This is a genomic window from Synechococcus sp. UW106 (genome assembly GCF_900474015.1).
Lineage (GTDB): Bacteria > Cyanobacteriota > Cyanobacteriia > PCC-6307 > Cyanobiaceae > Parasynechococcus.
Genome location: NZ_UCNV01000008.1, coordinates 236,077 through 257,125 on the forward strand (window position 1 = coordinate 236,077; position 21,049 = coordinate 257,125).

Sequence of the window (21,049 nt, forward strand, 5' to 3'; positions counted from 1 at the left end):
AAGGACTTCTTGATTTGAACGTAGCGAAACGGCTTCCAATACAGTCGCGTCCGGCTCTGACCTTGGCGTGACGGCAACCTTTCTTCTGGAAATCGGCACCGAGGAGCTTCCCGCTGATTTCGTCAAGCAAGCGCTGACCCAGCTTGAGCAGCGGGTCACTCGCGACTTGCGTGAGGCAAGGCTTGGGCACGGGGCTGTGTCGGTGTTCGGCACCCCCCGGCGTCTGGTGGTCTCCGTCGCCGATTTGGAAGACGGACAACCTGATCTTCAGGAAGACCGCAAAGGCCCCCCCGTGGCTCAAGCCTTCAAGGACGGCATTCCCGGACCTGCGGCGATCGGTTTCGCGAAGCGTTGTGGTGTCGATCCCTCAGCGCTGGAACAGCGAGAGACGCCAAAGGGCCCCTGCGTCTTTGCAACGGTATTGACTCCTGGTCAAGCCAGTGCTGATCTCCTACGAGCTCTCATCCCCCAATGGATCGATGCCCTCCAGGGGCGGCGGTTCATGCGCTGGGGAACGGGAGCCCAGCGCTTCAGTCGCCCCATCCGCTGGTTGCTCGCCCTTCAGGGCTCCGACGTCATTCCTGTTGTGCTTGATGGTGCTGACCCTGAGGTCCGCAGCGATTGCTTCAGCCGTGCCCACCGGCTTCATGGTGACGAGCCGCTTTCCATCGCATCGGCGGATGAGTTCGCTGAGACCCTTGACGCTGCAGGTGTTGTTGTTGACCGCACGGAGCGAGCTAAACGGATCCGTACCAGTCTTGATCAGTCGGCTGAGGCCGCCAACGGAACTCCCGACTGTCCAGAGTCCCTGTTCGAGGAACTCGTCGACCTTGTTGAGGATCCAAGGGTCCTCGAGGGAACCATCGCTGAGCGTTTCCTGCAGCTCCCCCCCGAAGTGATCAGCACGGTGATGCAGGCCCATCAGCGTTATGTGCCGCTGCAAGTGCCTGGCCTTGAACCTGATCCGCTGCGACTGACCGCCGATGCGGTGCTTCGTCCTCAGTTCCTGCTGGTGGGCAACGGCTTGGCTCCGGCAGCTTCCCTGATTGTCCGCGGCAATGAGCGCGTTCTCGGAGCGCGTCTTGCCGATGCCGAATTCTTTCTTGATGTCGACCGACGTCAATCCAGCGCATCGAGGCGTGAGGCTCTTGACCGTGTCACCTTTGCTGAAGGGCTTGGCAGTCTTCTGGACCGGTGCGAGCGGATCGAGCGGCTCACGGGCTTGCTGTTGAAGCAACTCGGTCTTAATCAAGCCGTTACGGATGCGGCCCAGCGAGCAGCTCATTTTTGCAAGAACGACCTGGTGAGTCAGATGGTGGGCGAGTTCCCGGAACTCCAGGGCCTGATGGGTGGTAAGTACCTCCTGGAGGAGGGCGAGCCTCGCGAGGTCGCCCTTGCTGTGGTGGAGCACTATCTGCCCCGAGGCGCCGGTGATGACCTACCAGCAACGCCTGCGGGGGCTGTGGTGGCCGTGGCGGAACGGCTGGAGCTGCTGCTCAGCATCTTTGCCAAAGGCGAGCGCCCGACGGGATCCTCAGATCCGTATGCCCTGCGCCGTGCTGGCAACGGTGTTTTGCAGATTCTCTGGGGGATGGGTTGGCGGCTGGACCTCATGGCCTTTTTGACCAATGCCGTGGCCGAGTGGGCTGCCCTGTTCCCGGCCTTTGCGGTCGACTCCAGCCAATTGCACAACGATCTTTGCCAGCTCATGCGTCAGAGAATCGTCTCCCAGCTGGAAGACGACGGCTTTGCTCCGGATCTGGTGCAGGCTGTTGCTGGAGACGCCGTCTCCAACCAGCGTTTGCTCAGTGATCCTCTCGACGTGAAACAGCGGCTTCAGCTGTTGCGTGCTCTCCGGGATAGCGGCCAGCTGGATGCCGTGCAAGCGGTTGTTCAACGGGCCGCCAAGCTGGCCGAGAAGGGCGAATTGGCACGGGATCAGCTTGTTGCTGGCGATGTGGTTCAGGCTGAACGCTTCGAGTCGGCCAGTGAGCAGGATCTGTTCGCCGCACTGGAGCAGCTGCAACCTTTGGCTCAGCAGCGGTCGTATCAAGCTTTAGCCGATGCGCTGGTGGCCGCAACCCCGATTCTTCAGGCCTTCTTCGATGGTGATACCAGCGTGATGGTGATGGTCGAAGACCCCGATTTGCGGCTCAACCGCCTCAACCTGCTGGCCGTTCTGCGGAATCAGGCTTCTGTGTTGGCTGAATTTGAATCGATTCAATCCAAATGAATGGCAGCTCCGGCCCCAGTGGCTAAGCAGGAGCCAGTCCATTCCTTTGGAATGCCTGAACAAGAGACCAACACCACCCAGCAGCAGCCTGTCGTGATCCGCCAAGGAGGTAACGGCCTTGGAACTGTGATCGCGGCCATCATCCTGGCGGCAGCAGCCATCTACGCCGTCAACGTCTGGTCGACGACCAAGAAAGAAACATCCCCCGCCAAAAACATTGAGCAGGGGATTGAACGGATCAAAGATGCTGCTGGCAAAGCGATGGAGTCGCGCAACTAACCAGCAACTTCAGGGTTGTTTGGGGCCGGCCTCCTCAGGAGACGCCGGCCTTTTCTTTCGATTCCGTTTCCTTGGAGTTGGATCCTTTCGACTCAGTGGCCTGAGCCTTGATCTGCTGTGAAGCTTCCTCGGCAAGAAAATCGCCGTCTGAACGACCAACTGCTGAGGGAACAGGGTTGTACTTCGACGGAGCCAGGGCCTCGCCCCGGATCAAGCTGCCGACAGTGCGAAGGGTGAGCTTGATCTGCTGCCAGGGGTTCATCATCACCACCCGCTTGTACAAATAGCTGTCGAAGGTCAGCTTCTGTACGTCCTTGTCGTCGCACATCTCGACGAAGGCCTCCCTGGCGGCGTCGTTGCGGTAGAAAATGCGCTGAAGGATGTCGAGTACCGCATAGGTGGCGCCGTACTTCCGGTCCCAGCGCTTGATGTAGGTCGACTTGATTTGTTTTTCTGTTGGGACGGAAGCACCGCTGTTGGAGATTTCCACGATCGCTTCAGCGCACATCCGGCCGCTCTTGGCAGCGAAATAAATCCCTTCTCCTGAACTCTTGGTGACGTAACCAGCTGCATCGCCCACTAGCGCCATTCGGCCTACAACCCGTCGCGGACGAGGGTGCTCGGGGATGGGATGGGCTTCCACCTTGATCACTTCGCCCTGGAACAGGCGCTTGTTGGCCCGTTCACGGATGCCCTTCTGCAGACCCTTGATCAGGCTCTGGTTCTGTTGCATGGTTCCCGTCCCCACCGCAACGTGGTCGTACTTGGGGAACACCCAGGCATAGAAATCAGGAGACACATCGGTGCCGACGTACATCTCCGCGAGATCCTCGTAGTAGGTCATCTCCTCGGCCGGAAGCTTGATCCGCTCCTGGAAGGCAATGGCCACGTTGTAATCACCGGCATCCATGGCTTTCGCCACCCGTGAGTTGGCGCCATCAGCACCGATGATCAGATCGACACCAAGGGTTTTCTGCTCGCCGGTGGGGCCGCCTCCGCTGTAGTCGGCGTAATGAATGGTGTATGGCCCCTGACGGTCGGTACCGGTGTCGATTTTCTGCACCAGACCATTGATCAGGGTCGTTCCTAGATCAGCGGCTCTGTTGCGGAGGAAGGCGTCGAAGACTTCCCGTCGGCACATGCCGATGTAGGCGTTGTCGTCGTAGCCGAGGGGATCAAGTTTGATGTCCACTTCCCTGTTGGAAGGGGAAATCATCTTCATGTTGCGCACTTTGCGGTCGATGATCTCGTCCGGAAGCTCGAACTCCTCAACCATGCAGAGAGGAATGGCCCCTCCGCAGGGTTTGGCGTTATCGAGTTTGCGCTCAAACAGCCAGGTCTGAATTCCTGCCTTGGCCAGAATCTCTGCAGCACAGGAGCCGCTGGGGCCACCGCCGATCACCGCAACTCGCAACATCTCAGCCCGTCTCCGCTGGATTGTTTTTTGAAGCTATCACTGTCACAACGACCTTTGTGGGTCGAACTGGCCAGTGCCTTTACGATCGAAACAACACGCATCAGCGCTTTGGTTCGGGCCTCCTCTGCGCGACGCACCGAGCGGGAGGATATTCCGGTCGCCCGTCGGACACGACCGCCGCGTCAACGAAAGGGAAATGGCGCTGCTGGTCTGCTTTTCGGACTTGTATTTGTCTGCGCTGGAACCCTGGTGGCGGTGCTGGTCGCTCCCTCCCTGTTGTCTCGACGGCAACCCACGCAGACCCTCGAGATTTCAGGCTTTCGTGAACGTCCCGATGCGGATGGACGCCTGTTGGGGCACTTCCCTTATCGCGAAGCGCAAGCTAATCAACTCATCGTGTTTCAACCGGGGATTGAGCTGAATTTGGAGGCAGCCGATGCCCTCGACACGATGATGCGTTCCGCTGCGGCCGACGGTGTCGATCTCCGCTTGCTCAGCGGGTTTCGCTCGTTGGCCCTGCAGGAGTCCATTTTTTTTGATGTGGCCTCGGAACGTAATCAGACTGCAGAGGAACGTGCCCAGGTATCGGCTCCACCGGGCTACTCCGAGCACAGCACTGGCTATGCCGTTGATCTTGGTGATGGCCGGGTTCCTGAAACCAACCTCTCCCAGAGCTTTCAAGACACCAACGCTTTCCGCTGGCTCCAAGACCATGCCGCTCGATATCACTTTGTTCTGTCCTTCCCTCAGGGAAATCAGCAGGGTGTGATGTATGAACCCTGGCATTGGCGCTATGAGGGCAATGCAGATGCATTGCGTCTCTTTGAGGCGGCCCGTCGCTTCTCTAGGCGCGATCCTTGACCGTCCCTGAGCTGCTGTCTCCTGCCGGCGACTGGGCTGCGATGCAGGCGGCCGTCGCCTCCGGCGCTGATGCGGTGTACTTCGGTGTTGATGCCTTCAATGCTCGGCAGCGGGCGGAAAATTTCAGACTTGATGACCTACCTGAAGTGATGCAATGGCTGCATCAGCGCGATGTGAAGGGCTTCCTCACCTTCAACGTGCTGGTGTTCAGTGATGAACTCGAGGCAGCGGCGCAGTTGCTGATTGCTGCCGACGAGGCGGCTGTTGATGCGGTGATCGTCCAGGACGTTGGGCTCTGTCGGTTGGCTCAGCGCCTGGTGCCGAATCTCTGCGTGCATGGCTCCACCCAAATGTCGATTACGAGCTCAGCGGGGATTGCCCAGGCTGCAGCGCTTGGTTGTCAGCGGGTTGTGCTGGCCCGTGAACTTGCCCTTCGTGATCTCGAGCGCCTGCAGGCGCAACTGGCCCAGCGGAACCTCGTGATGCCGTTGGAGGTTTTCGTGCATGGCGCCCTTTGCGTCGCCTATTCCGGGCAGTGTCTGACGAGTGAATCCCTCGGCCAGCGCAGTGCTAACCGAGGCGAATGTGCTCAGGCCTGCCGTCTTCCCTACGAAATGGTGGTGGATGGTAAGTCCCACGCTCTCGAAGATCAGCGCTATCTGCTGTCACCCCAGGATCTTGCTGCCTGGGAGCTCCTACCGGAGTTGCAGCGGATCGGCGTGGCCAGTCTGAAGATCGAGGGGCGGTTAAAGGATGCGGCCTATGTGGCTGCCGTAACCGATGCCTATCGGCAACGCTTGGATCAGATCCCCGTCTCGGCTCCGCAGGTTCAACGCCAGCTGGAGCTGGCGTTTTCCAGGGGGCTCGCCACCGGTTGGCTGGAGGGTGTGAATCACCGTCGCCTTGTGCATGGCCGCTGGAGCAAAAAGCGTGGTCCGCTGCTGGGACAGCTGCTTCGGGTTGAGCGGGGCGGTTGGTTGCACCTGCGCAGTCGAGAGCAGCTGCAACTTGGTCAGGGGCTCGTGTTGGAACAACATTCGTCTGATCCCTTGCAACCACCACGGGAAATCGGTGGCCGGATCATGGTGTGTGAGCGGATGGGCGCCGAACGCTGGAAGCTGCGGCTGGGTCCGGATCGTGCGGATCTCTCTGGCTTGAGCCCTGGAGCGTCGGTGTGGCTCACCAGCGACCCCGACTGGCAGTCCCGTTGGCACCGTGCTGCGCGCCGAACGGTGGAGGCCCGGTCCCGGGATCTGGCACTACGGGTGTCCGGTCGGCTGGATGCACCGCTCGAACTGCAATTGCTGGCCCCGCAGGGTTTGGATCTCAAGCTCAGCAGCATGATGCCGCTGCAGCAAGCCTCCCAGCGCCCCCTCGATCGTGAACGGCTCCAGGAGCAACTGGGACGGCTGGGGGGCACGGGCTGGTCGCTTCAGTCTCTGGAGATCCAGCTCCAAGGAGATCTTTTCCTGCCTGTGGCTGAGCTGAACCGCATGCGCAGGGCTTTGCTTGATCTTTTGGAGGCCTCGCTGGACGACACAACAGGTTCAGGTCTTATCCCGGCTGCTTCCGAACGGGCGGATGCCAAGCAGCTGCTGGCCAGGATGTGTCCCCAATCTCTCGTCCCGCAGAGCGAGACGGCGCCGGGTCTGGTTGTTCTGGTGCGAAGTCTTGAGCAGTTGCAGGCACTGGTGAATCTCTCCGACGAGGGCCTGCCGGTCCAGTCGGTGGTTGCGGACCTTGAGCAGCCCCGTGAGCTACGAGAAGCGGTGGCAATGGGGCGAGGCTGCTGGCCGGATGGACTCTGGCTGGCCGGGGCACGGATCACACGACCCGACGAACGCTGGAGCCTTGAGCCACTGATTCGCGCTCGCCCTGACGGTTTTCTCGTGCGCAATGCCGATCAGCTGGAGGTGTTGACCCCTTTGGCCCCCTGCATCGGCGACTTTTCCCTCAACACTGCTAATCCTCTGAGTTTTCACTGGTATCGCGACCATTGGAAGCTGCAGCGCATTACCGCCAGTTACGACCTCAACCTGCAGCAGCTGCTTGATTTGGCGGCTGCTGTTGATCCAGCTTTGCTGGAGGTCACCCTGCATCAGCACATGCCTCTGTTCCACATGGAGCATTGCCTGTTCTGTGCCTTTTTGTCCGACGGAAAAGACCACACCGACTGCGGTCGTCCTTGCGAGAAGCACCACGTAACGCTGAGGGATCGCAGCGGCGTTGACCATCCCCTACGTGCCGATTTGGGCTGTCGCAACACGCTCTTCAATGGGACTGCGCAATCCGGGGTTGAAGCTCTTCCGTCGCTGCTGCGGGCAGGCGTGCGCAGGATTCGGCTTGAACTCCTCGATGAGGATGCTGACGCCACACGACGTCGGATCAGCCTCTATGCCGAGGCTATGGCGGGTCGAATGGCCACCCAGGACGTGTGGTCTCAGGAGCGGATCCACCACCAGCTCGGGGTCACCCGCGGCAGTCTGCGGATCAGGGGTCCTGAGCGCACCAGTCGATTCTCACGTTGAGATAACCTGTCGCACTGCGCCATTGGCGTTCTTCACAAATTCTTACGGTCAGCCCGCATGAGCGCCAACAACAAGGCGATCCGCAACATCGCGATCATCGCCCACGTTGATCACGGCAAGACGACTCTGGTCGACTCGCTGTTGGCGCAGTCAGGGATTTTCCGCGACAACGAAGCGGTGCCCACCTGTGTGTTGGACTCCAACGATCTGGAGCGTGAGCGGGGCATCACGATCCTGTCGAAGAACACTGCGGTCACTTACAACGACACGCGGATCAACATCGTTGACACCCCAGGCCACGCCGACTTCGGTGGCGAAGTCGAGCGGGTGCTGGGCATGGTGGACGGCTGTCTGCTGATCGTGGACGCCAATGAGGGCCCGATGCCCCAGACCCGCTTCGTGCTGAAGAAGGCCCTTGAGCAAGGGCTCCGTCCGATCGTGTTCGTCAACAAGATCGACCGTGCCCGTGTGGATCCCGAGACCGCCGTCGACAAGGTTCTCGATCTATTCATCGAACTTGGGGCTGACGACGATCAGTGTGATTTCCCCTATCTGTTCGGCAGTGGTCTCGGAGGCTTCGCCAAGCCCGACATGAAGACCGACAGCGACAACATGCGTCCGCTGTTCGATGCCATCCTTCGCCACGTTCCGCCGCCGGTTGGTGACCCTGAGAAGCCCCTCCAGCTGCAAATCACCACCCTTGATTATTCCGACTTCCTCGGCCGGATCATCATTGGTCGTGTGCACAACGGAAAAATCAAACAGGGCCAGAATGCTGCTCTGATTAAGGACGACGGCTCCGTCAAGAAGGGTCGCATCAGCAAGCTGCTGGGCTTCGAAGGCCTTCAACGCATCGAGATCGAAGAGGCGTCCGCCGGAGACCTGGTGGCCGTGGCTGGTTTTGATGACGTCAATATCGGCGAAACCATCGCCTGTCCCGATGAACCCACGGCCCTGCCGCTGATCAAGGTGGATGAGCCCACCTTGCAGATGACCTTCGTCGTCAACGATTCCCCGTTTGCAGGTAAGGAAGGCAAGTTCGTCACCAGCCGTCAGGTGCGTGACCGCTTGCAGCGTGAGTTGCTCACCAACGTGGCCCTGCGTGTCGAAGACACCGATTCACCGGACCGCTTCTCTGTGAGTGGTCGCGGTGAGCTGCACCTCGGCATCCTGATCGAGACCATGCGTCGTGAGGGCTATGAGTTCCAGGTGTCTCAGCCTCAGGTGATTTACCGCACCATCGATGGCACCCCATGCGAGCCCGTTGAAACCCTGGTGATGGATGTTCCTGAACCAGCAGTTGGAAGCTGCATCGAAAAACTGGGCACTCGCAAGGGCGAAATGCAGAACATGGAAACCAGTGCTGACGGCCGCACCCAGCTGGAATTCATCGTTCCATCCCGCGGTCTGATTGGTTTCCGGGGTGAATTCATCCGGGCCACCCGCGGCGAAGGAATCATGAGCCATTCCTTCTATGAATACCGCCCGATGATGGGTGACTTCGACACCCGTCGGAACGGTGTTTTGATCGCCTTCGAAGAAGGAACGGCAACCTTCTATGCCCTGAAGAATGCCGAGGATCGTGGCCAGTTCTTCATCAGCCCGGGAACCAAGGTCTACAAAGGAATGATCATCGGTGAATACAACCGACCGCAGGATCTTGAGATCAACGTCTGCAAGACCAAGCAGCTCACCAACATGCGCTCCGCCGGTGCTGAGGAACTGGACACGCTGCAAGCGCCGGTTCAGATGACCCTGGAACGGGCCCTGGAATACATCGGCCCCGATGAGATGCTCGAAGTGACGCCGGAGTCGATTCGTCTCCGCAAGCTTCCTGGCAAGAAGCCGGCGAAGGCCAAGCGCTGATGCCCCAAGCGGATCCCCGCTTTCAACAGGCCCTGGAGCTCTTCAATGCAGGTGAGTGGTACGCCGCCCACGATGTGTTTGAGGAGCTCTGGCATGAAACGGCTGATCCAGAGCGGCGCAGCCTGCAGGGAATCCTGCAGGTTGCTGTCGCGCAGTTGCATCTTCAACGGGGCAACCGGCGAGGTGCAACCATCCTGTATGGCGAAGCTCTTGGACGTCTGAAACGTCCAGGTACGCCGGATCTGGGTCTTGATCTTGAGGCGTTGTGCTCTGCGGCGCAGCAACGTCTTGAAGCACTTCAGCTGGATGGGGATCCCGAGTCATGCACTGTCCCTGTTCTGCGGTTGCAGAGCTGAAGCGCCGGTAACCTCAACCAACTGTGGATTGATTGCGTGGCAGCCAAGGCGATGCTCCGTTCCGGGGGCCTTCTTCTCTTTCTGCCTCTTCTGGCCGCACTTTGCCCAATGCTCACTGCACAGGCCCAGCAAGCTGCTGAAGCCGGTGTGATCACGATCGAATCCGACCTGCAATCGGCAGACAACAGCACGGGTGTGATCACCGCGAGTGGCAACGTTCGCTTGGTGCATGCCGACCGCGGCCTGGTGGCCACAAGCCGTCAGGCGCAGTACTTCACGGAAGAAGATCGGATTGTGCTGAGTGGTGATGTCGACGTAATCCAGACCGATGGCAATCTGCTCCGTGCTGATCGGTTCATCTACCTGTTGGAGGAAGGAAGGGCGATTGCCAATCCCCTCCCTGGCCAGCAGGTGTTCAGTCAATGGACACTTCAGCCCAGCCAGCCGGTTTTGGACTCCGCCCCCGCGACCAAACCGGTGGCCCCATGACCCTGGAACTGTCAAACGTCTCCATCACCTTGGGGGGGCGTCAACTGGTGAAGGATCTTGATCTGGCTCTTTCTCCTGGCGAGGTGGTCGGGTTGCTCGGCCCCAACGGAGCCGGCAAAACCACCACGTTCAACCTGGTGATTGGTCTGCTCTGCCCTGATCAGGGTGAGGTGATCATTGATGGTCGGCGTGTCACAGACCTTCCCATGCCGCAACGGGCCCGTCTCGGTGTGGGCTACCTGCCCCAGGAAGCCAGTGTCTTTCGCAATCTCACCGTGCGCGAAAATCTGGATATCGCCCTTGAGCAGACCGATCTCAGCCTTGAACGACGGCGGGACCGGCGCCAGCAGCTGATTGAAGACTTCCATCTCACTGCGTTCATGAACCGCCGTGGCTTCCAACTCTCCGGTGGGGAACGTCGCCGTTGTGAGGTTGCCCGAGCGCTGGCCTCCGGTGTCAATGGACCCTTGTATCTCCTTCTGGATGAACCCTTCGCCGGTGTTGATCCCCTGGCTGTCGCCGACCTTCAACTGCTGATTGAGGGATTGCGGTCACGGGGCATGGGCATCCTGATCACCGATCACAACGTGCGCGAAACGCTGGCTACCACCGATCGTGCCTACATCCTTAACGATGGTGCGGTGTTGGCTGCAGGTCGCTCCGATGAGGTCGCAGCCGATCCCCAGGTGCGGCGTTACTACCTCGGGGAGGGATTCCAGCTGTGATTTTGGAACGTCTCAAACGGGCCACCTGGATGCGGCTGGCTCTTCTAGACCGCTGGTTGCTCAAGGAACTCCTGGGCCCTCTGCTGTTCTTCATCGCGCTGTTCACCCTTCTGCTGCTTACCGGCGGGGTGATGTTTGAGCTGGTGCGGCAGATGGTTGATAAGAACCTGCCGATCACGATCGCGGTGCAGGTTTTGCTGTTCAGCATCCCGCGTTGGCTGGCCTTCTCCGTTCCGATCGGAACCCTGATGGCATCGCTGTTTGTATTCACTCGCCTTTCGGCGAACAGTGAACTCACCGCCCTGCGCAGCCTCGGTGTCACCACGGTGCGGATGATCAGTGCGGCCCTCGTGCTTTCGATGGTGATGACCCTGTTCACCTTCGTTCTCAACGACGTGGTGGTTCCTCGAAGCCAACGCTATGCAGAGGTCACCTTGAAGCGGGCCTTGGGGCGCTCACTCGCTAGTGAGACAGGTCGCGACATCATTTATCCCCGTTTCGGCACCCGCATCGATTCTGAGGGTGAGGAAGACGGCAAGGGCCTGAACCAACTCTTCTATTCCCGCAAGTTTCAGGACGGCGAAATGGTGGATGTGACGGTTCTGGATTTCTCTCGCTCTGGTTTCACGCAGATGTTGCGTGCGGACAGAGCTATCTGGAATGAGGATCAAGCCAGCTGGGATTTCCTCGATGGGCAGATTCTGACCTTGGCGGCCAATGGCAGTTCGACCAAGGCCGATTTTGATCGTTATGTCTATCCCCTCGGCTCCGGACCCGTACGTCTGGCTGGGATTGAGCAAGATGCCGTCAACATGACCGTCGGCGAAGCCTTGCAGGCTCAGAGGGTTTATGAGGAGGCCGGAAGCATCAAAGAAGCTCGCAAGATCCGTGTTCGGATCCAGGAGAAGTTCACGGTTCCGATGGCTTGTCTGGTGTTCGGCCTGTTTGGAGCCACCCTCGGTGCTCAGCCCAGTTACCGCAGCAGCCGCAGCTTTTCGTTCGTTCTCACGCTTGGGATCATCGCTGTTTATTACGTGATCGGCTTCAGCTTCAGTTCGCTTGGCGTGAAGGGCACCCTTCCACCCCTCCTGGCGGCATGGCTTCCTGTGGTTTTGTTTCTGGGTGCGGGTGGTCTGTTGCTGAAACAGGCCAGTCGTTGATCTGCCGAGTCAGAATGGCATTTCTTCGTGAAATGGTGCGCTGAACACGCCTTTTGAGCTGGTGACCAGCCTTGGTTTTGCCGGCTTTGTATTGCTGCTGGTGGCCATGCCTTTGGCTTTCTGGGCGGTGTCGAGCCAGTCTCGTGCCGGCCTGGTGCGCCTGCTGGTTGCGATGGCCAACCTTTTGTTCACGGCCCAGTTGATTCTGCGCTGGTGGCAATCCGGGCACTTCCCCATCAGCAACCTCTACGAATCGCTCTGCTTTCTGGCCTGGGCTTGCACACTCACCCAGCTGCTGGTGGAACGGGCCTGGCCTTCACCGATCGTTGCGGCAGCGGCCACACCGATGGGGCTTGGCTGCATTGCCTTTGCCAGCTTTGCTTTACCGGATCAATTGCAGTCAGCGGCACCTCTGGTGCCTGCCCTGCGCTCGAGCTGGCTGGTGATGCATGTGAGCGTGATCATGGTGAGTTATGCCGCCTTGCTAGTGGGATCGCTTCTGTCCCTTGCGGTGCTGATCACGGATCGCGACCAGGCTTTGGAGCTGCGCAGCAGTTCGATCGGCAGTGGTGGCTTTCGTCAGGCGGCCTCGATAGGGAATGGTGGCTCTGTTCAGCTGCAATCTGTTCAGCTGAGCACCAATGAGCAACTCGACAGTCTCAGCTACCGCACCATCACGGTTGGCTTTCTGATGCTCACCGTGGGCATTGTCAGTGGCGCGGTTTGGGCGAACGAAGCCTGGGGAAGTTACTGGAGCTGGGATCCGAAGGAGACCTGGGCCTTGATCTGCTGGTTGGTCTATGCGGCTTATCTGCACACGCGTCTGAGCCGCGGCTGGCAGGGCCGGCGTCCTGCTTTTGTGGCTGTGGTGGGGCTGGTCGTGATTGCTGTTTGCTACATCGGCGTCAATCTTCTAGGCATCGGTTTGCACAGTTATGGATGGTTCTTATGAACCCTAGTAAATACTAGGTTTTCTTGTTGGGAACCACTTGGGAACAAGCCTGATTTCCGGTTGATTGGGTAGTTGATAGTGCCTGTCTGCCATATAGGCACTAGGAGGTTGCTGTTGCTCTCTGGCTTCCTTCAGAGACTGCAAGGCAAACTTGCGTTCTTCCTGAGTTGTATTTGGATTAGAGAGAATTGATAGCTCAGCTCCCTTAGCTCTTAATCTATCAATCTTCTTATCAAATCCAGTTCTCTTATTAAAACTTCTGCGTGTCATTTGCTCAAAGTTGCAGGTTACTCAAGGTTATTTATTGACTGCCCAGTTTGAGGTCATAGGGGTTGCGGAGAATCGAGAAGTTGCAATGCCTCAGCCTTATACGGTAAAGTAATTTAAATTTCATTGTCTTGAGACTGCATGAAGTTTTATCTGTTAGGCCTGTCCTTGATTTTACTTTCTTCTTGCTCATCTTCGATAGAATCTGTAAATAACTCTAATGCTGCAAAACTGGCGCAGAAATCTGCCTCATCTGACACTCCTCAACCCGCAAAACCAGATATTGCTGAAGTGGAAGTTGCTCCTTCAGTAGGGAAAGAAGCATTGCCTATTGAGAAAGAAGTAAAGGAATCTAAAAGTAAGATTCTTGGAGAAATGTACTGGGAAGATCTTAAAACTGAAAACGATTGGATGGTTGCTTTTCCCCAGTGTATTTATAAATTAGATCCGGAGATAACTGTTTCTGATTTAGAGCCATGGCAAAATTATAATGTCGAGAAGGTTTTGAATGAATATCGCACTCGTCGTTGGTTTGGTGCCTACCATGGGAAAAAGGTTTACGACAATACGGGATATCTAAACATTACGTCGCAAACACGTGAAAGGCTTATGGACAAATACGGTTATTGGGGGGATGATCTTCCAACCGTTCCTGTAGACCCAGAAAGTCAGGGCTGTAAGATGGAAATTGGCGGAGTAAGCTTCGAAATCTTAGATTTAAAAATTGGTGTAAACTCATTAATAATGCCTGAAAAATCATATACCAAAGAAGTTGTCATGAGTATTCATGATCCGTTGGACAGAAAAGCTTTCTGGTCAGTCATAAAATCTGGTCAAGCAATGCATAAAAAGGAAAACATATTTGACCGTGACGGTGAACTTGTTGACACTCATTTCTGCACAAGGTTTTCATGCCTAGACCCAATGCCTATTGGTTCCGACACCGAGCCAGGTCGAGCTGCGGGTACATTTGGCATTAATCCACAAGACAATGTAATTGTTTCAATGGAATCTGAGAAAGCAATTAATGCATCTGAATTCTGACTGCTTGCAAAGAAAGGGGAGCAAAAGCCCCCCTCTCAATGCAACCACAATCAGTCCTCAGTCCTGTCACATTGTAAAGAATCGACCTTCACACAAAGGATTGGTAACCTGTTGGGAACCTGCTCAGAACCATTGCAAATACTAGTATTCCTATTAGTGGATGGTTTCTTTGAAGGCGTATCAATACTTGGTTTTCTTTCTTCTTACTCCTTGGACATAACCCTCATCCTCCAAGCCCACTAAGTGTGGGGATGGTAAACCTTGCTTCTTGGCCTCCTACGAAGTCCTCAAACAAGTTTCAGCCCTCCTAATGATCAGACAAGTGAAGCGATTGCCTGAATCTTGATGGACATTTCAGCCTTCTCAAGAATCGGCTGGAGTTTATAAGAATCTGATTGTCAATACCAGATTGATGTTCCATGATTTCAGAGAGAAACTTCTTCACCTAGTCGTACTATGCTTTGGTGATCAAACTAATGAAAAATGCATCGTGAAAGTGAACACCATCAGAAATCCATCCCACTTAATTTCTGTCTCGAGGGACATGTCCCAGGCCTCTTTGTTCCTAGGTGTGGAGGGGGCATTATTCCTCTAAAAGGATTTTCCGCGCCAGAAGTAATTAAGATCTTCTTCCGGATTGTCAGGACAAAAAGTATCTGAAGTCAGATAATAACCATCGGCCTGTTGAGCGCGATAGAGCCAGATCTCAATATTATCATCAATGATGAAGTGGTAATAGTCATTTTAGGATAAACTGCTTGAAACTTATCTAATTGAATTGAGTAATGTACGTGAAAAATGGTTTCTATTGACTGAGGGTTCTGTCGGATTTTAAGTGTAAAAATTATAATGATTTTCACTATTAGCACAATCAGGATTTCCGGCTAGATTCTCTGCAAAGGCTTTTGCAAGCATACCTATGTCGACATTAAACGTCTTTAAATGTTCATCAAGTTCTAGATAGAGCATGCGTACGCCATTCTTGCCAGAAAGCATTGAGATGGCAATGCTGAAAAACGTGTCAATATCAATCCATTTCCCGTAATGATAATCGTGGCAATTTATGAACTCTTCGTATTCATTGATGTATTTTAAATGTTTGACGTCTTCCTCTCTTTGGCTCTCCAGATATGTTTTAGCGTTGACAAGAATGGGATTTCTCTTGGGAATAGTAGAGCCAGGGATCTGAATATTTTTATAATTAAAGCCTTTGAACCAATTCTTATAATTTTCTTCGGAGTGAAAACTCCAGAAAGTCGCTGCAATTGGCGTTGACCAGCAAAGATGGTCAATGCCTATAAATCTGGCAAGTAGCAAAAGTTGTTTCGCAGGATTGTTGAATTTTGTCGCGATTGAGGCGGCTGTCTTTGCTCTTTTGAGGAAGAAATTTGCTGACTCACCTAGGCCGAGCATTCGCGACGCTTCAACAATTTGAGCGTAGAGTGAAGATGGGCTTGCAAATATGTCTTGAACAAAAATTTGTCTGTATCTTAACGCCGTCAATACGGCACTTAATCGAGCTTCTGATGATCCGTGAGTAATGGCAGCAATTTCGTAAGCAGCAAAAACAAGATCTTTGAAGTCATTAGCAAAATAAGCTCCGATCCCAAGCGTTCTCATAGCTGCACCATCAGATACACCATCTTTTGCCTTGTAGTAAGGATCATTGCTGAGAATTAGTTTTGAGATCTGCCCCTTGTAATTAATGTTTTTTTGGGTTCCGAGTCCTTTAGCGCTTATCCCTCCAGGTTCTAGCTTGCAATTGCGCATCAGAATGGGCGGAGCTGCCCTGAATTTGGAAACGATATCAAGGTGATTGAAGCCTGAGTTCTTGATTAAAGATTCTGCGATCAGAATCGTTTGAACATAGTCATCAGCATCCCCTGGTTCTCCAAATTTTGAGTTAACCCAAGTGAGACCAGCTAAAGCACAATGAATTGAATGAGCTGTAATGTCTAGTGATATTGGTTGAGCTAGGCTGGTATTTGTTTCAATGTTATATGCAGTAGCTCCCTCGTCATTGATTAGTATTCTGGGACTTGGCATATCGCCGATGACTAGTTCGTATTGAATGCCAAGTTTTTTTAGCTCTAAATGCGTCTGGGAAAGATTTAGATGCACAGGTTCATTGATTTCTTTCCTTGCTGTTACAAAATAAATTTTATCACCGCGTTGATTGAGGGCTTTTGCTATCTCTGCGCCTCTAGGCGTTAGCTTATTAGTTCCATAAAAAAAGAATGTACCATCTAAGTCTATTAGATATGCAGACATTGAATGAACCTCAGCTTTATAATCTACTCTAAATGATTGCTTCTAACAAAAAGCCCCCTCGTGAGAGGGGGCTTTCCGATTCAGTTGATCTGAATCGTTTGTTCTGTTCCAGAAGGAACAGGTTGATTCCAGATCAACCGATGGCAGGAGCCTGCAGAGCCACAGGAGTGGACTCAGCAGCAGCCAGGTCGAGAGGGAAGTTGTGAGGGTTGCGCTCGTGCATCACTTCCATGCCGAGGCCGGCACGGTTGATCATGTCGGCCCAGGTGTTCAGGACGCGGCCCTGACCATCAAGGATGGACTGGTTGAAGTTGAAGCCGTTCGGGTTGAAGGCCATGGTTGACACGCCAAGGGCGGTGAACCAGATGCCGACAACAGGCCAGGCAGCCAGGAACAAGTGAAGGCTACGGATCCCCTTCATGACTTGAAGGAGTGTATTGGGTCTGGCAGTAATCCTAAAACCACTAGGTCAAGGCTGAACGCCTAGCTGTCCGTGAGGTGAGGGCCCATAGCCCCCCTGCGCACATCCAAACGGTATAGAGTCGCCAATATTCTTCTTCAGTACTAGTTGTGCTTACCAACTGCTTGCCTACTGAGAATCCAGTATTGATCTGTTGTTTAGGTTATGGCTGGTTTTTGGGCTCGGAGTCATGCCAATGATGGTCTTTGACACGGATTGTTTTTCCTAAAGAGATCTCAATCTACGGGATACTCGTCTTGAAAATATTATTTCCGCATGTTGTAGCTCATTCTTGTATATTAATCGTCAAGCAATGATTAAATATGAATTACCTTAGAGTGAGATTTTGACGATGCGTGATCGGCACGAGTAATGTTGTTCTTGGATATTGACGATTTGCAGCGTTGTCTGTCTCGTATATTGATCTTCGTTGTTTTGCTTTAGTGGCCTTTATCTCCTTGAAAGAGTCCTGTCTGTTCCGCATTAAATGATCTACTCATTCTTTGAGGTGAGTGATTTGGTTTGCTCTGTTTTGACAGCGTTGTTGGTCGTGCTGGCAATGGGATGAAGTGTTCCCAGCGCGATATGACTTCCATTGGCTTTCGGTTCCCTGATGAGGACAAGCCTCTTGGTGTCTTTCGTTCCCCCGTGTGATCAGTTTGTTCATCCCCCTTCTTCTCCCATTTCTCCTGTGGGTCTGCTCCCGTAGCGAGAACTAGAGGGATTCCCCCCATGGAAAGGAGGAATCTGATGGGGGATCCGAGGACGAGACTGTAAACAATGACACACCACTGCTTTATGGAAGATGTGGAGGACCTGACGAAGTTGTTGAACAGAGCTTTCTACGACCAAAATTGTCCAGTAATTTTCTGCTATCAATGACTGCCGCCACGCGCTTGATCAAAAAACTGGACAAAGCCTTGGCCAACTACGACAGCTTTGGAGACAACCCCGGCGCTCACGTTGAAGAGGTTCTTGGCAAGCTTGAGAAATCTCTGTACAACCTGCGCTCAAAGTCGAATCCAGATCACATGGCGATGATCTACGTGGAACGAGACCGCGCCATGATCAAGCAGGTCATCCTGAACCGCGTAATGGCAGGTGATCTCTGAACGGGCCTGAACACACCTCAGATCCCGCCACCAGTAATGCCAGATGACACAGTGGATATTGATGTCGATGAGCTGTTTTGACCGTCACGATGCACACAGATAATCGCGCTCATCATGGTTATTATCGGATCACTATTCAATGCGGATCCCATCTAGAGCGAGCTTTATCGAGGATGTGATTTGGGCTCAGTGCTAACTGGGGTTAATTCCGCTCTTCTCTAAAAAAAATCCGGTTCCTTAAAGTAATAGTCAATGTCTGTTGTCGAGTTGAGAGTGGGCAATCCACTCCCGATGCGGGCGGACCCCGGCTCCTTTTATCCCTTAGTCATCCGCCGAAGACATGCATCACTGCTTCTAGGGCACCAAGGCCAACGAGGAACGTGCCTGCGAGAAGGGCGAAGTCTTTTTTGGAGTTAGCCACAGAGACGACGGTTGCTCCGGCGAATGCCAACAGAAGAAACCTAAAGACAATTGGAGGGCTCAACGTTGCGGATGGTGTATTTCTCTGATGAGTTTTGTAAACCCACTGCGGTGCATGGAGTTATCCTCTTGATACCAACTTTGAGTTACTTAATTGCTCTCAAGGGAGATATTCATGGCTTCTCCAAAACGGCCAACATCTCTTTCACGCAAGCCTGCGTCAAAAAGACGCGATTGCTGACGATATTTTCTCTAGGGGGGTGAGATGGATGGCATACATGTTCCCTCCAGAACGGTGGATTGCAGTCTGCGATAGGCGCGATCAACCTTGTATGTCGGCAGTCTGAAGAAAACCTGTGGTGTGGGCTAGCTCCTGCCGATGTTCACCATGGTGGACTTGTGGGTCTGGCAGCGAAAGCGGCCGCCACAAGGGGATCGAGGCCTAACGGACTCTCCCCACCTCTTAGGGGGATCGAGGCCCACGTGGACTCTCCCCCACACCCTTCTTATCTGCCCGCTTCCTGTTGCCTTTGGGAACAAAGGTCAAAGGACAAAGTGACGCGAGAAGACACCCCAATGAAAATGTGATTGTCGTGATCAACGACCGTCAACCCTTAAAGAAGGGCTCGGTTATCGACCTTGCCCATGGAGCTGCTGATGCATTGGAACTTGATGAAGATAGTGGGCCGTCGTCAGCCTTAAGGTGTTGGGCTAATCCAGCAGGCATGGACGCAGGAGAGATGAGACGTCTCCTGGTTTTGGTTGCGCTTCGTTAGAGCGATGTCACCTCAACGAGATGACCAATGTCTGAGAGTTGTGATGGATTTTTCTGCTTCCTCCGCTTCTGATCGGAGATAACGTTTCCGCTGTGCCGACTCTAATCCAGATAGCTGGACGGGATGTCTGGATGGTGCGATCCGTTGAGGTCGATCAAGACCCCTTAGAAGTGGATGGATTCCTCGTCTGCTCATTGTCTTCTCCTTGGTTATGTGTGAATCTCGCGCTGTGACCTGTGGATCATCGCGTTAATACATGCTTGCATAATATCGATTTCTGTTTTGTGTTCAACATCACTGATTGTGGTGATTGCCGATCACGAGATGTTCGGGTGACCTGACGTCCACTTCCTTGTGCTGCCTTGTTCGTACTTTCAGACGATCTTTAGAGGCAAGACAAACGCTTTGTTCAAAGTGCTGCCACTTTGCCATTGATTTCAGAAAGCTATGCACAAGTAAAATGTTCAAAAAGGAAGGCCACCCCTGCCAGCAGGGATGGCCTTAACCTTGTTGGCGTTCTTTGAAGCTGAACGAAGCGTCTGGCTGTGTGGCTTGTTAGGCAAGTCAGGCAGCTTCTAGATTCTGCTGAGTTGGACCGTCGTCACGCATGGGACGACTCCGATTTCGACAGTTCTACCATCGTTCAGGCGATTGGTTGAAGCATCAGTATTTCACCTCAAGTGGAGACGCCGGAGAGCTGGACGTTGTTTGTAGACCGGTGTTATCAACAAGAAGGCAGTGGTGGGCCACTGCCTTTTTTCATTTGGCTTATGAGCTCAAGTGTTGAAGCACGGCACTGATGTTCATGCCTCCCTTGGCATATCCAGCGACAGCAAGAGCAATCACACCAGCGTTGAGGGCAAGGAATGCTGCAACCAGCTTGACTTCAGCGTTCATAAAACAATTATCGGTGTCTCTTTTGCTGCACCGTGGCTCCAAATCTTTGGAGATGATGAAACTGTGGATTCCTCGAACGTTGAATCTTTTTGGGGCCTCAAGCCACCACCGGGCCTTGTTCTCTATGGCGCAAGCCACCATCCGTGCTGAGCCCTCGCTTGAGCTCATGGTGTCTGCCAGCCATAAAAAAGCCCGGCAATGGATGCCGGGCTTGGTGCTACTGACGCGAACGACCTGAGGATCAGGCGAGAACAGCTTCTTTGCTGCTGCTGTTCCGGATGCCTTTGATGGCTTCAGCGTAATCAGGTTGGTTGAACACCCCTGAGCCGGAAACAATTGCGTTGGCGCCAGCTTCAATGACTTTCCAGGCATTGGCACCCTTGATGCCGCCATCCACTTCGATCCAGGGATCAAGACCTTTTTCGTCGCATATGCGACGCAGGTCGCGAATTTTCTGTACCTGGCTTTCGATGAAGCTTTGGCCGCCGAAACCGGGGTTGACACTCATGATCAACACCAGATCGCAAAGCTCAAGGCAGTACTCGAGGGTGTCGAGGGAAGTCGACGGATTGAGCACCGCGCCTGCTTTTTTGCCCAGGTCTTTGATCTGAGCGAGGTTGCGATGCAGGTGCGGACATGCTTCAACCTGCACCGAAATGATGTCTGCACCGGCCTTGGCGAAGTCGGGGACGTACTTCTCCGGTTCAACAATCATGAGGTGAACATCCAGCGGCTTCTGGGTGACGGGACGAAGCGCTTCGACGATCAGGGGGCCAATGGTGATGTTTGGGACAAAGCGCCCGTCCATCACATCCACATGAATCCAATCCGCACCTGCTTCGTCCACGGCTTTCACTTCTTCGCCGAGGCGTGCGAAGTCAGCCGACAGGATCGACGGCGAGATCACCAGGGGCTTGGTGCTCATGGATGTGGAGC

Annotated in this window: 17 protein-coding genes and 1 pseudogene; 13 read left to right on the forward strand and 5 right to left on the reverse strand. The window is 54.4% G+C overall.

From position 1 onward, the window contains the following. Positions 1 to 67: 67 nt before the first annotated feature. Positions 68 to 2,233: a glycine--tRNA ligase subunit beta gene (gene glyS / locus DXY30_RS06030; RefSeq protein ID WP_115093787.1), complete on the forward strand. Its 2,166-nt coding sequence runs from the start codon at positions 68 to 70 to the stop codon at positions 2,231 to 2,233. Positions 2,234 to 2,284: 51 nt separating this feature from the next. Then, positions 2,285 to 2,512, forward strand: a complete 228-nt coding sequence (locus tag DXY30_RS06035) for a hypothetical protein (RefSeq protein WP_244281295.1) — start codon at positions 2,285 to 2,287, stop codon at positions 2,510 to 2,512. Positions 2,513 to 2,546: 34 nt separating this feature from the next. Here the strand turns inward: DXY30_RS06035 and chlP are convergent, their stop codons facing one another. Continuing rightward, positions 2,547 to 3,929: a geranylgeranyl reductase gene (gene chlP, locus DXY30_RS06040; protein ID WP_115093788.1), complete on the reverse strand. Its 1,383-nt coding sequence runs from the start codon at positions 3,927 to 3,929 to the stop codon at positions 2,547 to 2,549. A 108-nt stretch (positions 3,930 to 4,037) separates the two neighbouring features. Here chlP and DXY30_RS06045 point away from each other — a divergent pair, with 108 nt between their 5' ends. The 9 genes from DXY30_RS06045 to DXY30_RS06085 all read left to right on the forward strand — a co-directional run bounded on the left by DXY30_RS06045 (position 4,038) and on the right by DXY30_RS06085 (position 14,177). Further along, positions 4,038 to 4,790, forward strand: coding sequence for a M15 family metallopeptidase (locus DXY30_RS06045; protein WP_115094228.1), 753 nt, complete (start codon positions 4,038 to 4,040; stop codon positions 4,788 to 4,790). After that, complete coding sequence (locus tag DXY30_RS06050; RefSeq protein ID WP_115093789.1) at positions 4,787 to 7,318, forward strand: U32 family peptidase; 2,532 nt, start codon at positions 4,787 to 4,789, stop codon at positions 7,316 to 7,318. Before DXY30_RS06045 ends, DXY30_RS06050 begins: the two co-directional genes overlap by 4 nt. A gap of 57 nt (positions 7,319 to 7,375) precedes the next feature. Beyond that, on the forward strand, positions 7,376 to 9,184 hold the full coding sequence (gene typA, locus DXY30_RS06055; protein ID WP_115093790.1) for a translational GTPase TypA: 1,809 nt from the start codon (positions 7,376 to 7,378) through the stop codon (positions 9,182 to 9,184). Continuing rightward, positions 9,184 to 9,540, forward strand: a complete 357-nt coding sequence (locus DXY30_RS06060; protein WP_115093791.1) for a DUF309 domain-containing protein — start codon at positions 9,184 to 9,186, stop codon at positions 9,538 to 9,540. The genes typA and DXY30_RS06060 overlap by 1 nt, the downstream gene beginning before the upstream one ends. 51 nt (positions 9,541 to 9,591) lie before the next feature. Further along, positions 9,592 to 10,029, forward strand: coding sequence for an LptA/OstA family protein (locus DXY30_RS06065; RefSeq protein WP_115094230.1), 438 nt, complete (start codon positions 9,592 to 9,594; stop codon positions 10,027 to 10,029). After that, a complete protein-coding gene (lptB, locus tag DXY30_RS06070) occupies positions 10,026 to 10,754 on the forward strand; it encodes an LPS export ABC transporter ATP-binding protein (RefSeq protein ID WP_115093792.1) in 729 nt (242 codons plus the stop codon). The genes DXY30_RS06065 and lptB overlap by 4 nt, the downstream gene beginning before the upstream one ends. Next, entirely contained in the window at positions 10,754 to 11,914 is a 1,161-nt protein-coding gene (locus DXY30_RS06075) for an LptF/LptG family permease (protein WP_115094232.1), read from the forward strand. Before lptB ends, DXY30_RS06075 begins: the two co-directional genes overlap by 1 nt. A gap of 106 nt (positions 11,915 to 12,020) precedes the next feature. Continuing rightward, on the forward strand, positions 12,021 to 12,866 hold the full coding sequence (gene ccsB, locus DXY30_RS06080) for a c-type cytochrome biogenesis protein CcsB (RefSeq protein WP_244281329.1): 846 nt from the start codon (positions 12,021 to 12,023) through the stop codon (positions 12,864 to 12,866). Positions 12,867 to 13,274: 408 nt separating this feature from the next. Beyond that, positions 13,275 to 14,177 (forward strand): hypothetical protein, encoded by a 903-nt coding sequence (locus tag DXY30_RS06085; protein ID WP_137006804.1) that lies wholly within the window; start codon positions 13,275 to 13,277, stop codon positions 14,175 to 14,177. A gap of 831 nt (positions 14,178 to 15,008) precedes the next feature. Here DXY30_RS06085 and DXY30_RS06090 read toward each other — a convergent pair. Together DXY30_RS06090 and DXY30_RS06095 are read right to left on the reverse strand one after the other, a co-directional pair. Then, entirely contained in the window at positions 15,009 to 16,448 is a 1,440-nt protein-coding gene (locus tag DXY30_RS06090) for an ADP-ribosylglycohydrolase family protein (protein WP_115093795.1), read from the reverse strand. 133 nt (positions 16,449 to 16,581) lie between these two features. Then, positions 16,582 to 16,857: pseudogene (locus DXY30_RS06095) on the reverse strand (photosystem II q(b) protein); the annotation flags it as partial. 929 nt (positions 16,858 to 17,786) lie between these two features. Here DXY30_RS06095 and DXY30_RS06100 point away from each other — a divergent pair. Further along, positions 17,787 to 18,020: a hypothetical protein gene (locus DXY30_RS06100; protein ID WP_115093796.1), complete on the forward strand. Its 234-nt coding sequence runs from the start codon at positions 17,787 to 17,789 to the stop codon at positions 18,018 to 18,020. 325 nt (positions 18,021 to 18,345) lie between these two features. On the opposite strand, the gene DXY30_RS14555 is transcribed toward DXY30_RS06100, so the two are convergent. Beyond that, positions 18,346 to 18,471, reverse strand: a complete 126-nt coding sequence (locus DXY30_RS14555) for a hypothetical protein (protein WP_256359543.1) — start codon at positions 18,469 to 18,471, stop codon at positions 18,346 to 18,348. A gap of 1,528 nt (positions 18,472 to 19,999) precedes the next feature. Here DXY30_RS14555 and DXY30_RS14035 point away from each other — a divergent pair. Next, positions 20,000 to 20,263 (forward strand): hypothetical protein, encoded by a 264-nt coding sequence (locus DXY30_RS14035; RefSeq protein WP_170951164.1) that lies wholly within the window; start codon positions 20,000 to 20,002, stop codon positions 20,261 to 20,263. Between the two features lie 91 nt (positions 20,264 to 20,354). Here DXY30_RS14035 and rpe read toward each other — a convergent pair whose 3' ends face one another. After that, positions 20,355 to 21,038, reverse strand: coding sequence for a ribulose-phosphate 3-epimerase (gene rpe, locus DXY30_RS06120; protein ID WP_115093800.1), 684 nt, complete (start codon positions 21,036 to 21,038; stop codon positions 20,355 to 20,357). Positions 21,039 to 21,049 lie beyond the last annotated feature (11 nt).

Excerpts from the sequence above, each read along its gene's own strand:
- chlP (WP_115093788.1), bottom strand. The coding sequence starts at position 3,929 with ATGTTGCGAGTTGCGGTGATCGGCGGTGGCCCCAGCGGCTCCTGTGCT.
- DXY30_RS06060 (WP_115093791.1), top strand. The coding sequence starts at position 9,184 with ATGCCCCAAGCGGATCCCCGCTTTCAACAGGCCCTGGAGCTCTTCAAT.
- DXY30_RS06085 (WP_137006804.1), top strand. The coding sequence starts at position 13,275 with ATGAAGTTTTATCTGTTAGGCCTGTCCTTGATTTTACTTTCTTCTTGC.
- DXY30_RS06090 (WP_115093795.1), bottom strand. The coding sequence starts at position 16,448 with ATGTCTGCATATCTAATAGACTTAGATGGTACATTCTTTTTTTATGGA.
- DXY30_RS06035 (WP_244281295.1), top strand. The coding sequence starts at position 2,285 with ATGCCTGAACAAGAGACCAACACCACCCAGCAGCAGCCTGTCGTGATC.
- DXY30_RS06065 (WP_115094230.1), top strand. The coding sequence starts at position 9,592 with ATGCTCCGTTCCGGGGGCCTTCTTCTCTTTCTGCCTCTTCTGGCCGCA.
- ccsB (WP_244281329.1), top strand. The coding sequence starts at position 12,021 with ATGCCTTTGGCTTTCTGGGCGGTGTCGAGCCAGTCTCGTGCCGGCCTG.
- lptB (WP_115093792.1), top strand. The coding sequence starts at position 10,026 with ATGACCCTGGAACTGTCAAACGTCTCCATCACCTTGGGGGGGCGTCAA.
- DXY30_RS06100 (WP_115093796.1), top strand. The coding sequence starts at position 17,787 with ATGACTGCCGCCACGCGCTTGATCAAAAAACTGGACAAAGCCTTGGCC.
- typA (WP_115093790.1), top strand. The coding sequence starts at position 7,376 with ATGAGCGCCAACAACAAGGCGATCCGCAACATCGCGATCATCGCCCAC.
- rpe (WP_115093800.1), bottom strand. The coding sequence starts at position 21,038 with ATGAGCACCAAGCCCCTGGTGATCTCGCCGTCGATCCTGTCGGCTGAC.